Here is a 14,454-nt window from a genome sequence, read left to right on the forward strand (position 1 = left end):
TCATACACGATAGGCATAAGATAAGTAGAAGGGGCACTGCTCTCATTGGGGGTAGGGTATGGATATGAATGCCTGGATACGGCGATACAGCTTCCAAATTGACAACTGCCATCAGCCGTTTTGTCAAACTGAGTAGTCAGTTCGCGGGTAGCTTTTGCGGCTGGAAGGGAAGAATAAATTTTAGCTTGTCATAGTCCCAGCAAAGGAGGTATAGATTAGCCAGTACCATCAGCGGCGACGTGATAAGGGATCCCTCAAACCGCACGGCCAGCGATAAAAGGCATATATTCAGAATAATGGGAAAGTAAATGACTGCCCCCAATGTGGCTGTGCGCGGAATGAGAAGTAAGCAGGCTGCGGTCATCTGAAAGACACCGACTGCGGTGTAATAAAAACCGGTTTGGTAAAAAGCCTGTAAATAATGCCCCATCGGGTGACATGTCGCCAGACTGGTAAATCGCTCTCCCGCAACTTTAACGTAGCCCGACGGTAAAAAACCAAAGGCAAGTGCAATGCGGTTGAAAACTGCAAAATACTGAAGTCCCTTTTGGCGCTTTACCGAACTGTGTACCCGGTCGAGTGTAGCTGAAATACCCATATTTTTTAACAGACTTTTGACAGCGAGTGGGCTTAATTGGTAAGTTTGTCTGGCTACGAATTGAGGAATTTGATCGTAACGGTAATGTCTGATCTCGTATGGTTGGCAACGCCACATGTATTCACGCAGCGTTACTAGCCATATAAGAACAGACGTTAGTTAAAACCGAAAATTAAGGGAAACAGAAATGTTACAATAATTGTCCAAAAACAATAGACGGGTAGGTAACGAGAAATGGCCTCACCTATGCCAGACACACTTTCTTCTTTTGTTGCAACAACTTTGAAAAGTTGCGCAGTTACCAGCAGCAAATTGATCAGAATTAAGACATTCCCGCCCAAAATAGCCGTCCGGTTAGGGGTAAATCCCCACTCTGAGATTCGGAATATAATGGCCGATAGGGCAATGCCATTGACGAGGATAGTGACAATCGATAATAGAAAGAGAATCCATATTTCGACCCGGCTTTTTGTTGTTCTGTTGGCTTCGGCAATAGAGAAGAAAATAATAGCCATAACACCAATTAGCAGTGCATTGAACAGTAGTAAAAATTCACGGTCATCATACGGGTTCTTGCCTGAATAGACCATGGCCCCAAGGTAGATAATCAGCATTACCAGCACCAACGGGCTGAACAATTTGGCAATTACCGGCGACACTTTGCCCACCAGCTGAGGATTCGTCTGAGTCAGGTACGTACCCATAATGGGAGCGGCGGGTAACCCAAATAAGACAACGTAATCGAAATAAAATTTCTCGATCTTCAAGCCAATGAGCGAGAAAAGCCCAATCGTTACCCCAGTCATAATACCACCAGCGATCAGGATAAGGCCCGTCATAACAACCAGATCACCGTTGTATTTCAGATAGCCCAGCCGTTTTTCGACATCGTTCATTGCGCCACCTACAAAGGAAAATCCCAATGCTGTCCAGAGAAATAAAACCAGGTGAATGCACGATAAAATAAGGGTGTCGCTCTTCTTGACGTCCGGAAATAAATTTATAAAAAGAATACCGGCCAAAAACGCGCCACTGATGAAAGCGATTTTCCCCGTTGACAACTTATTTTTCCAGGCAAAAAAGGCGGCTAATGCTGGAAAGACGATAAAGCCAACATTTCGTGAGTAAAAAAACTCTTCGTTTATACCAGTTATGGCTGGCAATTTGGCTACCAGACCCGCGAAAAGTGCCGCAATGATCACAAACCCTAGTTCATTTTTAGAGCCCCAGCTAATCTCATCGCGCTCGTAAGTCAGACGTTCATTCCAGAAATCGGCGATTGTATTGCCTTTAAGTTCCGGATAAAGTAGGCTAAACTCTCGCTTAAAGGGGGCTTTGTTGAGCCGGTACATTCTTTCGAGTTGTCCCGGGTTATTTAAATGAGCACGTATTTCGTCTTTCATGAGTGTGTAGGCTAAACTTGTCTGGTGAAAAGTGGGGGTATGTTGAGTGCACTTAATCCCATAAGGTGCCGTCGAGACCTAGAACAAAGCCCATCCAGAGCGCGATGATGTACCCAAACAAGCCTAATACTGTAAATACTATCCGTTGCGATGTACTCCGCAGGTTCTGTCGTTGTACGAAATAATAGAAAAAGCCGCCTGCTGCGCCCGCCAACGGAACAATTATTAATGGTCGGACCATCCAGAATTCTCCCCACTCTGGCTTAGGCGATTTAACGCCAAGCAGAAAAAGAGTGATGAGCACTAAGGCGATGGCTGCGCCCAGGAGCATACGTTTACCGGCTGAGGCGAGATCAATCGACCGGGTGAGAGAATCAGAGCGCTTTGTCATGGAAGTTGGGGTTTAAATAGGTTGGCATTGACTAAAGGGAGTAAGTGAACGGGAGGTGTGTACGCTTTATGGTCAGCAGGCTGAAACGCTGCCTGTGATAGCGATAGCGATTATTTGAGTTTGTAAAAGTACTTTGTAATGCAAAGTAAGTGCGTTGTGCAGTTAATTTCCAAGACTTTACGTTTTTTTTTTCGGTACGTCATACTTTATCAGCTTATTCTGGCAACTATGCCACGTAGGCCAGCAGCTTTGTCGTCATTCCCAGATGCTAAGTTTCTAAACAAAAAACCGGTCATTTAGGCCGTAGAGGGGGTTTTGGTTCAGGTGCTCTTGTCATAATCTAAGTATCTTGCTCTCGACTGTACGAAGTTTATGCAATGATTGGCACTGGTGAGCCATCTATTAACCCAGCCAAAATGATTGACCGTTTAGATACAGATTTTGCCCTCCATGCGGCTGGACTGGGTGTATGGGAGTTCGATACAACTACTAACCAACTCGTTTGGGATGCCCAGTGCCGGGCACTGGCTGGTCTGCCCGACAATAGTCAGCTATCGTCCGAATCGGCTGCTCCGTATATCCATCACGATGATATCGACCGGTTTCAGAAAGCTGTGCAGTGGGCCAGCAACCCGGCATCGACTGGTGTATTTGATGAAATTTGCCGAATTGCGCCAACTAATACCGGGGTGATACGGAAAGTCCATCTCTGGGGACAGGCGTATTTTGACCCGGCTGGCAAACTGATGCGCTTTGGCGGGGTGGCTCAGGCGGTTGCTCAAGACGCCATCGTTGCTAGTCAGGGAATTAGCAGCGAGCAACAACTGTACACAGTGATTGAACAGGCACCATTGGCTATTGCTCTGTTTAAAGGAGAAGATATGGTGTTTGAGGTCTGCAATGAAGTTATGCTGACCATCATCGGAAAAGATAAGTCGGTACTTGGCCGCCCATTAGCCGATGCCGTTCCTGAACTGAAAGGGCAGGGCTTCATGGAGTTGCAGCAGCGGGTCTATGCAACCGGAGAACCTTACTTTGGTTATGGCGTGCCTGCTAAACTGGCGGGTGATCACGGACTTGACGAAAAGTACTTCGACTTTTCGTATACACCCATGCGTGACCCGGATGGACGCGTAGTGGGCGTACTGGTATCAGCAACCGATGTCTCCAGGCAAGTGCGGGCTCACCAAAAAATAGCCATGAGTGAGGCGCATATGGAATTATTGCGCAATACAGTCCCCGCCATGATTTTCTACCTCGACGGCGAGCAACGTTATCGGTCCTACAACCAGACATTCATGCAGTGGTTCGGTGTGGATTCGACAGGCGCTATTGGCAAAACCGTCCGCGAATTTATTGGTGACGAAGTCTATCAGTCGTTGTTCCCTCACCTTACCAGGGCGTATGCTGGTGAGCTGGAAACTTTTGAGGTCAGAGCCCCTGCCCGAATGGGGAGTAAGCAATGGCTGAGGATCGTGTATACCCCACACAAAACACCGGAAGGCGTTGTGCAGGGTATTATCGTGCTGGCAACCGACATTACTGAAAGCAAACAGATTGAACTGAGTCTCCGCGACAGTGAAGCTCGTTTTCGCTCACTGATCGAAGAAGCGCCGGTAGCTACCTGTCTCTTTGTCGGTACAGACCTGGTCATGGAAGTCATCAATGAATCGATGCTGGCAATTTTTGGGAAGGGAGACCAGATACAGGGCATGACATTGACCGACGCCGTGCCCGAGATGGCCATTCAGGTGTTTCCCGAGTTACTACGTGAGGTGATGCGCACGGGTAAAACGTACGTGGCCCGGGGAGCAAAAGCGGACCTGATCAAAAACGGCCAGTCAGGTACGTACTACCTGGATCTCACCCATAAACCGCTACGCAACGGTGACGGAGAGGTGTATGCCGTCTTGACCATGGCCATAGACGTAACCGAGCAAACCCTGGCCCGCCAGAAGTTGGAGGAAAGCGAAATGAAATTACGCTCGGTGATTTTGAGCGCTCCATCGTTGATCGCCATTGCCTTGCTGGTAGGCCGTAATCTAATCATCGATTCGCCCAACCAGGCGTTTCTGGATACCGTCGGAAAAGGCAACTACGTGGAAGGTAAATCGCTGGCCGCCGTTATGCCAGAACTGGAAAGGCAGCCATTTCTATATCTGTTAGACACCGTATATACCACCGGGCAGCCTTACCAGAGCTTTGGATCGCCAGTAACCATTGTAAAGAATGGAGTAGAGGGACAGTATTACTTCAACGTGTCGTTTACGCCTTTGCTCGATGCCCAGGGGGCGGTGTATGCCATACTGGATATCAGTGTGGACGTAACCGATCAGATTGTGGCCCACCAGAAAATTGAGGAAAGCGAAGCGCGCTACCGGAATCTGGCAACCCATTTGGAAGATCTGGTCCGTCGACGTACCTACGAGCTCGATGCCACCAACGAACAGCTGGCGTCGACGATTGAGGAACTGGCCGCTACCAACGAAGAACTGACTGCTACAAACGAAGAAATTGCCAGCAGTAACCAGGACTATATCGCCATTAACAACGACCTGCAAACGACCATTGCGCTCCTTAATCGGTCGAATGATAACCTGCAACGGTTTGCCTACGTGGCCAGCCATGATTTGCAGGAACCCCTGCGCAAAATTCAACAGTTTGGCAATCTGCTAAAGACCGAACATGCTGCCAAGCTAGGCGACGAGCAAATTTACCTGGATCGAATGCAGGCGGCTGCCGAGCGGATGTCGAGTCTGATTCGTGACCTGTTGAGCTACTCACACATTACGGCCCGCACGGAAGTAAGAGAACCCGTTTCGCTCGATCAGGTGGTTAGGCAGGTGCTGACCGATTTGGAATTGGTGATTCAGGAGAAGAATGCACAGATCCATGTAGATCTGCTGCCAACGATCATTGGCGATGCTTCTCAGCTTGGTCAGCTTTTCCAGAACCTCGTCAGCAACGCCCTGAAATTTCACCAGCCTGGTGCGCATCCTGTTGTTACTGTTCGGGCGCAACACATACTGCATGCCGACCTGCCCGAAGATGTGGTCCCTATTCATCAGACGCCGCTTTACCACCTGATCGAGGTGGCCGACAATGGGATTGGCTTCGACCCGCAGTATACCGGCCGCATCTTCGAGGCTTTTCAGCGGTTACACCGACGGCATGAATACAGTGGCACTGGTATTGGTCTGTCGATCAGTGAGCGAGTGGTTACCAGCCATGGCGGCGCCATAAAGGCAACCAGTCAGCCGGGTCAGGGGGCAACCTTCAGCGTGTACCTGCCGGTATAGCGGCTGTTCAGATGAACGTTGACTGGGTTACTGTGTTTGGTTCAACGTACCCGGTGTGCGACCTTGCTGGCGCGACAGCGTGACGTTGGGCAGGTGAGGTAATACCAGTCGGGCGAAGTGCCCGGCTTCTTCAATGAGCGGATAGCCTGAGAAAATGAACGCCCGGATCCCCATGTCCATGTACCGGTTAATTTTCTCAACGATCTGCTCGGCGCTACCCACCAATGCACCACCCGCGCCCGATCGGGCTTTGCCAATGTCGGTCCACAACAGCGGCTCTACGAACCCTTCGGTATCGGCTGCTTCCCGAAGTTCGTTCTGTCGACGTACCCCCAGCGACCACGAACTTTGCGACGCATTTTTCAACGCTGCCCCACGTACCGGGTCGAATTTCGACATGATGTGTCGTGACCAGTCGCGGGCTTCTTCTTCCGTTTCGCGAACGATCATATGAATGCGTAAGCCAAAATCAACCGTGCGTCCGTACCGCGCCGCCCGCTCCGATACGTCCTGCATGTTGGCGTAAAGCAGCTCCTCGGTTTCGGGCCACATCAGAAACACATCGCAGTATTGTGCACATACATCCCGGGCCCCGTCGGAGGTGCCACCAAAGTAGAGTAGTGGCCCGCCGTTCTGCTGGAGCGGTTTCACGACATCGGCAGCTAGACTGATTTTGCCATAAACAGGTCCATCATGTTCGATCCGGTCCTGGATCCAGGCCTGCTTCAGGATCTGGATCGTTTCGGCGCAACGCTGGTACCGGAAGTCGGCATCTTCACGGTAACCGGGCAAATCCGAATTGATGATGTTGATCGTGAGCCGCCCCTGTACCATATGGTCGAGCGAGGCCAGCGTACGGGCCAGCATTGGCGGATGCATTTCGCCGCACCGGATAGCTGTCAGTAAGTTGATGCGATGCAGGGCGGGTGCTACACCGCCCGCAAAGGGAATGACTTCCTGACCAACCATGTAGGAAGTAGGAAGCAGCAGGTTGCTAAAACCCAGCTTTTCGGCTGTGAGCGCAATGTCCCGACAATGCTCGAACGTGCTGCGCGACGGGTCACGCACGCTAATGAATTCGGTGTCTTCGCCGCAGAGATCCGAGAACCAGGCTACCTCGCAGACACGCTCCGTTGTTCGGGCAGGTACTGGTATAATGGGCTGATGAAGCATTGTGGTGGTATTGATTGGGTAATTTAGGGATTAGGGGGCTGGGGCGGTTCCGCGTCCGGGTAGAAGCCGAACATTACTGTTTCATGCGCCAGTAAATTAATAACCCGACTGCCCCGGCAATGGCTACGTCGCGGGCTTCGCGGGCCGATCCGTTGCTGAGTAACCACAGGCAGAGCAACACCGCCAGTATAGCTACGAACCAGCCACCAACTACCCGGAACTGGGCAGGGGGGACTTGGGTACGTTGTCTCAAAACGGGCAACGCGGCACAGGTGAGGGTGAAATACGCTAACCGGATCAGCGTACTGAGCGTCAATGCGTACAGGAACGTACCTGTAACCGCTAGAATCAGTTGCAGCGTGGCGGTAATCAGGATAGCGGCGTATGGCGTTCGGAAACGGGGATGTGTACTGGCCAGCCAGGTTGGCAGTTGCTCCTGTTCGGCCATGGCGAAGAGCAGCCGTGGACCTGTCAGCATGAGGGCGTGCAACGTGCCCAGCGCCGTGATCAGGGCCACAACGGTAATAAATAATGCCCCACCCGCGCCGATGAATTGCCCGGCGGCATCGGCCAGCGGCCGTTCCGAATGAGCCAGATCGGGCAGCGTGCCGATACAAACGACCTGCACCGCCAGGAACAGAATTGCCACCGTGCCAATGGCAACCAGCAACGATAGTGGCACTGTTCGTTGTGGCTGTTGTACTTCGCCCGATGGAATGGCTGCCACATCAAAACCTGAAAAGGTGAAGATCAGCAGCAAAACAGCCTGTGAAAAGGGCGCGTAGGCTGGGAATGTTGGCAACGTAAACGCGGCTTTGTCGACGAAGAACAGGCCAACACCCGCGAACGTACCAATTGCCAGCAACTTGCTGAGGGTGAATACGGTATTAATCCGCGCCGAGCGTTGTACACCAATGTAATTAAGCAGGGCTAACCCCACGACCAGCGTAGTTATGACTCCAGCCCGTTCCCAGCCTTCGGCCAGTTGGGGCCGGAAAACAGCGGCGTAGTTGACAAACAGATTACAGATCGAGGCGAACGCCGCTACCCGCGATAGCCAGAACAGCCAGCCCACTTCGAAACCAACTAACGGGCCGAACGCGACGCGGGTATATAGGTATGGTCCACCCGTGCCGCTGAACCGGCTGCTGACTTCGGCAAAGCAGAGAATGATCAGCGTTACCACGGCCGCACTCACGCCATAAGCGAGCAGACTCCAGGTACCCACCAGCGTATACAGTTTGGCCGGTAAACCCAGAATCCCCGCGCCAATGGTAATGTTGATGATCAGCGCGATGAAATCGAACCGATTAATGCCGCGTACTAATGGCCCATTGCCGGTTGGTAGCTGACTCACTTTACTGACGCCTTACTGCCGAATTTGGTGCCGAAAAAGTCGCCGGCGTTCCAGACGGGGCGGTCGTTGGCCTGGGCCGTGAGGTAGCCGATCAGGAATTGAAGCTGCACATGCCGGGCTGCTGCAGTCCAGTCGAACGGCTGATTCATGTCGTCCTGCGGGGTGTGGTAAATGGTGGCCCGCCAGTCGAGGTTGAGCTTAGTGCCATTGCGGTCATCGCCGGTGGTGCTGCCACTTTTAACATAAATGGCCGGAATACCCTGCCGGACAAAGCTGAAGTGATCAGACCGCATAAATACCGACTGCTCGGGAATGGGGTCCTGCGCAATTTGTACACCCACAAATTTGGCGGCCGCTTCTACAGCACCTTTCATGCTCGAATGCTCGGAACCATACGGCACAATGTCGAGCAGCGGGTGGAAGAAGAAGGGCATGTCGAGGCAGAGGTTCGCCACGATCTTGTCTTTCGGAACGGTCGGGTTGCTGGCGAAATAATCGGAGCCGAGCAGGCCCATTTCTTCGCCCGTCAGTGCCACGAACAGAATAGACCGGCGGGGTTTCTTTGGCAGCGTCGAAAAGAGCCGGGCCGCTTCCAGGTTGATCGATACCCCCGATGCGTTGTCGTGCGCCCCGTTATTGATCGAGTCACCTTTGACCGGACGGGTAATGCCCAGGTGGTCGAGGTGCGACACGTAGACTACGTATTCGTCTTTCAGTTTGGGGTCTGTACCGGGCAGCAGGCCAATGATGTTTTCGCCAATAAGGCCGTCGGTGATCTCGGTCTGGGTACGTGCCTGCGCCGATATATTGAGGGGGAATGACTGGGGTTGGTTCTTGTTGGCGGTCAGACGGGCTTCTTCAAATGTTTTGTCGGCTTTGGCGAACAGCGAGCGGGCTGTTTCGTCGCCCATCGAGGCAATCACTTTCAGCTGTGAGTAGGTACGTTGCGCCTGCCCGTTGGCGTCGGTCCAGCGGTAGGTGGCTTGCCGGTTGCGCGGTGCGTTCGATTCAATGCGGGCGCTCACATCAGTGGGCAGGCTGAATGTAATGATGCCTATGGCTCCGCGAGTGGCCGCCACTTCCTGCTTGGCCGAGTTGGAATAGGCCCGCTGGTTCGACGGAAACGTAGAGGGGGCGCCGTTAAAGCAGGCCACGATTTTACCCCGTACATCAACCCCTGCATAGTCGTCGTAACCCAGTTCGGGTGCCGACACGCCAAACCCAACAAACACGACCGGTGCCGATACTTCGCTGATCGCCGCATTGTAATTCGGGCTCAAAAAGAAGTTTTTGCCGTAGGTAAGCTGCCGAGTGCTCCCGTCCTGAATCAGCGCCATGGTGCTGCCTTCATCACGTACCTGAGCTTTCCGCAACGGCACCGCCTGCCGAAAACCGCCTTTCTGACCGGCGGGCTTAAAGCCCAGCTCGGTAAATTGCTTTTCCACGTACTGCGCCGCCAGTTCAAAACCCGGTGTTCCCGGTTTGCGTCCCTGTAGTTTATCGTCGGAGAGGTACCGCATGTGCGCCTCGATGGCTTCGGGCCGAACACGTTTGGCCGCCTGTTGCGCGTCGGTAGGAATGCTGATGGTCTGCGCGGATACGGACTGAATCAGGCCGGCGCACAGGAAGAGGAAAATATGCTTCTTCGTCATAATATCGTAACGTACTGCTAAGCTTGTTGTGAGGAGTTGCGCCGGGAATACATCGTCCGGCTTATCTATTGCCAAGATAAGGCACATTCGGAGCAAAATGCCGAATAGCGCCTCCTGCACCCTTAAATTGATGTGGCCAGATTATAAAATCGGCGGCTCTTTTGGCGTGTAGGCGTTGAGGCTGGCTTGCAGACGCCTCAGAATGGCGTATCGCAGGCGGGCGGGTTCGAGCACCTGCATGCCGTCGCCAAAGCCCAGAATTTCCTTTTCCAGTTCGAAATTGTGCTGCACCAGCAGCTGCACCACAATACCTGTTTTGGTGCGTTCCACAACCTGCTGCGAGTGGTGCAGGGGCTTGGTCTCGACATACGGGGCGTGCCGGGTGGTAACAAACAGTTTTACCTGAACCGGTTGCATTGTCTCGCTTACCGTCACGCCGATCACGTGTTGGTAGTAGTGGTTGGGGTCGATGTGCGTATTCGGTACGTAGTCTACGTCAGGGTTTGTGCGGATGGTCAGCATTCGATCCAGCGCCAGATTAGTTATCATCCCTTTCCCATCGCGTAGACCCACGGCAAACCAGCGGTTCTTAAACTCTTTGAGCCACCAGACATGGAACGTAAATGTTTGCGGTGCCCGCGCCGAAAACGACTGGTATTGAAGCGATAATGCCTGTTTCTGAACTACTGCCTGATATAGAGCGTCCAGTAGATGAAGCCCTTTCAGGTTGTCATTCTTCTCAAAATCAATGACCGGCGCCGACTTTTGAGCGGTCGAATACACATGGTCTTCCAGCTTCTGCACCACCTCATTGAGCGCCGTAAAGTGCGAGAAGCCCCGGAATTGCTTGAGCACCTCAACAGCTTCATTCATCCGCGACAGGTCACCGTCCGATAGTGGAATGTTGGTGATGCTGTAGCTCGGGTCTTCGTAGGTGTAGTACTTTTTATCGACCACCACGATCGGCGCAAAATAACCAAGCTTGTCGCTCCGCATCATCTGCAAATCCGCCTGCACGGTGCGGCGACTGATGCCCTTATCAATGCCCTCATATTGGTAGAGCGCTTCGGATACCCGCTCCATAAGGTCGTCGAGTGTCCAGGTACGTTGCCGGTTGCGCAGGCAGGCGTCGAGCGTTTTGTAGCGAACAAGGGCATTCCGGTTGGCAGGCATGATACACGAATCTAAAATGATATAGCGTGGTAGGCTTTAAATAGTCTGAATCCGGATACTATTTCCTTAAAAATAATTCAACTGCGCAAAAAGACTGCGCAGTTGGCCCAAACCTTTGTCGTAGTGGAAGCGCAATTAACCAAACCAGACGCGAGTTTCTGCATAGCTCCGTAGTGTCGCAGCCCCTGGCTGATCCCGATATGCTGTTGGTTATGAAGCGATTCCATTAAACATGCAGGTTCGAATCCTGCTATCAACTCTCAAAAAGTTGATCCGTTGGTTGGGAAGTTGACCACTTCTAAAAATGGTCTCTCGAAAATGAATTAGTCAGAAGCGACCCTGTGGCGGTTGAACTTGTTCGGCCAACACAGTTTAGCGAGAGCCAGCAGGCCGGTAACGCGGCTGTCGGGCGTATAGGGTGACGGCAAACAGAGTTAGGTAAATGAATAGGCTGGCCATACTGAGTTGCGTATGACGGTCTGTTTCTCTACCCGCTCAGGTTGCAATAGCCTCAGACAAATGCAGTCGCCAACCGGCTTCCGCACTGGCTAAACGGGGCGCTTTCTGACTGATTTTAATTACTTATTCACCCAAGTATTATCTACCTAATTCCCCAATACCAATGAAAACTGTACGCATCCTGGCCCATCAGATTGGGCTCGTGTTCAAACATGGCGGCTTTAAAAAAATGCTTTCCGAGGGCAACCACTGGGTATGGTCCAACGAGACCGTCTATGTCTACAACCAGGGAGAGCAGCTACAGAATCCCCCCTGCGATCTGGCCTTGTTGCTGGAACACGCTGAGGTTGCCGCTACGCTCGATGTGGTTGAGGTCAACGATACTGAAATAGCTCTTCAGTACGAACGGATCGGTTCATCGACGGGCTTATTTCAGCGGGTGTTGCCAGCAGGACGCTGGGCATACTGGAAAGGCGCTAAGCAGTACACGTACACCAAAGCCGATCTGAGCCAGCTCGAGATTCCGGCCACGATCGACGTCAATGCGATGGCGCACCACTTGTCGGCCTACATCCGCACGTTTACCGTCGAAGCCCACGAAAAAGGTGTCCTGTTTATCGACTGGACTTTCGACCGTGTGCTGTCGCCAGGTACGTACCGCTGGTGGAAAAATACGACCCCTATCCACGTGCTGAAAGTCGACACGCGGCAGCAGCAGATGGAGGTGTCGGGACAGGAGATTCTGACCAAAGACAAAGCGTCATTACGGTTGAGTTTTTACGTCCAGTACCAGGTGAAGGAGGTGATCAAGGCGTTGGTCGAGAACAAAGAGTTCGACAAGCAATTGTATGTTGCCGTGCAACTAGCATTGCGCGAGTACATCGGTGGCCTGACCCTCGACGAGGTCCTCGATAAAAAGGGTGAACTCGCTCCGTTTGTACTAAAAGCAACAGCCGCTAGAGCAGCCAATCTGGGTGTCGAACTACATACCGGCGGTATACGCGACATCATCTTGCCGGGCGATATGCGCGATATCATGAACCAGGTGCTGATGGCCGAAAAGAAAGCACAGGCCAACAGCATCATGCGTCGCGAAGAAACAGCGTCGACCCGTAGCTTGCTGAATACTGCCAAGCTGATGGAGGACAACGAGATGCTATGGAAGTTGAAAGAGATGGAGTACGTCGAGAAAATCGCGGACAAAATCGGCTCGATTTCGGTATCAAACGGCGGTTCGATAGCCGAGCAGTTGAAACAACTGTTTGTGAAATAGTAGTCACCCCCAACCCGGACGCGGGACCGCCCCAACACCTACAATCTTACTATGGAAACGTCTTTAACACTTGATGATATCTTAACACTTGGGCCAATACCCGAGGCGTTACAACCTGCTTTTCTCCGTGTGGCCAATGGCCTGACGCAGCGGGCTGAGTACCCCCGAGAGAAAGTGATGGGCTTACTGGCGCAGATGCTCCAGACCCCGAAAAAATACGCGTTCTCGAAAAATAAAGTTACCAACCTGGCGCAATCGGTTTATGAACTGACCAAGCAGGGAATCGCTATTCCGCTGAGTGAAATGGGGACAACGTACCTGCCCACCGAGCCTGCTCCCTACGTGCTGGGTACCGATCAGAAGCAGGCTGAAAATACGTTTGTGCTTCGCGACGGGCCGCTGCCCTATGCCGTATTTGGCCGCGATTTCATTGAAGAAGGAGCGTTGAAGCAGATGCATACCGCTGCCAGCCTGCCGGTGTCGGTAGCCGGTGCGCTCATGCCCGATGCGCATCAGGGCTATGGTCTGCCCATCGGGGGCGTGCTGGCAACGGAGGCAAATACAGTGATTCCGTTTGCCGTGGGCGTCGACATTGCCTGTCGTATGTGCCTGTCGATCTTTGATTTGGGGGCTGATTTCCTGAAGCGGGAACCGCATCTGCTGAAGAAGTCGCTGGTGGAACAGACCAAGTTTGGCATCGGAGGCGAAACCCGCGATAAGATCGACGAGAGTGTGATGGATTTACCCGAATGGCAAGCCACCAAGGTCATTCGTGATCTGAAAGACAAGGCTTACCGGCAGTTGGGCAGCTCTGGAACGGGTAATCACTTTGTGGAGTGGGGCCTTGTCGAGGTGTATGCCGACGAGGCTACGGAAACGGGGTTAAACCTGCCGCCGGGCGAATACCTGGCCTTGTTGTCGCATTCGGGCTCGCGGGGCTTTGGCGGAAACGTAGCCAACTACTACTCGAAACTGGCTATGCAGAAGACGAAGTTGCCCAAAGAAGCGGCTCACTTGGCCTGGCTCGACCTGAACACGCAGGAGGGGCAGGAATACTGGATTGCGATGAACCTGGCGGGTGAGTATGCCTCGGCAAACCACCACGAAATTCACCGGAAGCTGGCCAAAGCTCTGCGCGAGAAACCGCTGGTGATGGTGGAGAATCACCACAATTTCGCGTGGAAAGAACAACTGGCGGATGGACGCGAGGTGATCGTTCACCGCAAAGGTGCTACACCCGCCGGAGCCGACGTGTTGGGCATCATTCCCGGCTCGATGACGCAGCCGGGCTATGTGGTGCGCGGACGCGGCAGTGCCGATTCGATCAACTCGGCCTCGCACGGGGCTGGTCGACTGATGTCACGTACCCAGGCGTTCAACACCATCACGCGGTCGCAGTGGAACAAGGCGCTGGTGGAAGCGGATATTCAGCTTGTTGGCGGTGATCTGGACGAAGCGCCGATGGTCTACAAAGACATTGACACCGTGATCGACGCCCAACGCGATCTGGTGTCGGTACTGGCAAAATTCACGCCCAAGATTGTTCGGATGGCCGATGCCAACCGGAAAGAAGGGCGAGAGGATTAGTTGATTGGTTAGTAGGTATTGGGTATTGTTGCTGACGTAATCGTGCACCGGCGTCAGCAACAATACCCAATACCTACTAACCAATCACG

General features: G+C 52.7%; 10 protein-coding genes. 3 read left to right on the top strand and 7 right to left on the bottom strand.

Translation table 11 applies throughout. The features are described 5' to 3' along the window. Positions 1-136: 136 nt before the first annotated feature. The 3 genes from F7231_RS27495 to F7231_RS23445 form a co-directional block, all read right to left on the bottom strand. Positions 137-598: a hypothetical protein gene (locus tag F7231_RS27495; protein WP_229370284.1), complete on the bottom strand. Its 462-nt coding sequence runs from the start codon at positions 596-598 to the stop codon at positions 137-139. 155 nt (positions 599-753) lie between these two features. Continuing rightward, a complete protein-coding gene (locus F7231_RS23440) occupies positions 754-2,001 on the bottom strand; it encodes a hypothetical protein (RefSeq protein WP_166693753.1) in 1,248 nt (415 codons plus the stop codon). 52 nt (positions 2,002-2,053) lie between these two features. Further along, positions 2,054-2,392, bottom strand: a complete 339-nt coding sequence (locus F7231_RS23445; RefSeq protein WP_166693754.1) for a potassium transporter KefB — start codon at positions 2,390-2,392, stop codon at positions 2,054-2,056. 416 nt (positions 2,393-2,808) lie between these two features. Here F7231_RS23445 and F7231_RS23450 point away from each other — a divergent pair, with 416 nt between their 5' ends. Then, a complete protein-coding gene (locus F7231_RS23450; RefSeq protein ID WP_166693755.1) occupies positions 2,809-5,691 on the top strand; it encodes a PAS domain-containing protein in 2,883 nt (960 codons plus the stop codon). A 27-nt stretch (positions 5,692-5,718) separates the two neighbouring features. Here the strand turns inward: F7231_RS23450 and F7231_RS23455 are convergent, their stop codons facing one another. The 4 genes from F7231_RS23455 to F7231_RS23470 form a co-directional block, all read right to left on the bottom strand. Then, entirely contained in the window at positions 5,719-6,864 is a 1,146-nt protein-coding gene (locus tag F7231_RS23455) for an LLM class flavin-dependent oxidoreductase (RefSeq protein WP_166693756.1), read from the bottom strand. Positions 6,865-6,937: 73 nt separating this feature from the next. Next, complete coding sequence (locus F7231_RS23460; RefSeq protein WP_166693757.1) at positions 6,938-8,221, bottom strand: APC family permease; 1,284 nt, start codon at positions 8,219-8,221, stop codon at positions 6,938-6,940. After that, complete coding sequence (locus F7231_RS23465) at positions 8,218-9,873, bottom strand: M28 family metallopeptidase (protein WP_166693758.1); 1,656 nt, start codon at positions 9,871-9,873, stop codon at positions 8,218-8,220. The genes F7231_RS23460 and F7231_RS23465 overlap by 4 nt, the downstream gene beginning before the upstream one ends. 141 nt (positions 9,874-10,014) lie before the next feature. Continuing rightward, complete coding sequence (locus F7231_RS23470; protein ID WP_166693759.1) at positions 10,015-11,046, bottom strand: helix-turn-helix transcriptional regulator; 1,032 nt, start codon at positions 11,044-11,046, stop codon at positions 10,015-10,017. A 622-nt stretch (positions 11,047-11,668) separates the two neighbouring features. Between F7231_RS23470 and F7231_RS23475 the strand changes: the two genes are divergently transcribed. Continuing rightward, positions 11,669-12,778, top strand: a complete 1,110-nt coding sequence (locus tag F7231_RS23475) for a slipin family protein (RefSeq protein ID WP_166693760.1) — start codon at positions 11,669-11,671, stop codon at positions 12,776-12,778. 51 nt (positions 12,779-12,829) lie between these two features. Next, entirely contained in the window at positions 12,830-14,365 is a 1,536-nt protein-coding gene (locus F7231_RS23480; protein ID WP_166693761.1) for an RtcB family protein, read from the top strand. Positions 14,366-14,454: the final 89 nt, after the last annotated feature.

The sequence above is a fragment of the Fibrivirga algicola genome (assembly GCF_011742925.1).
Lineage (GTDB): Bacteria > Bacteroidota > Bacteroidia > Cytophagales > Spirosomataceae > Fibrella > Fibrella algicola.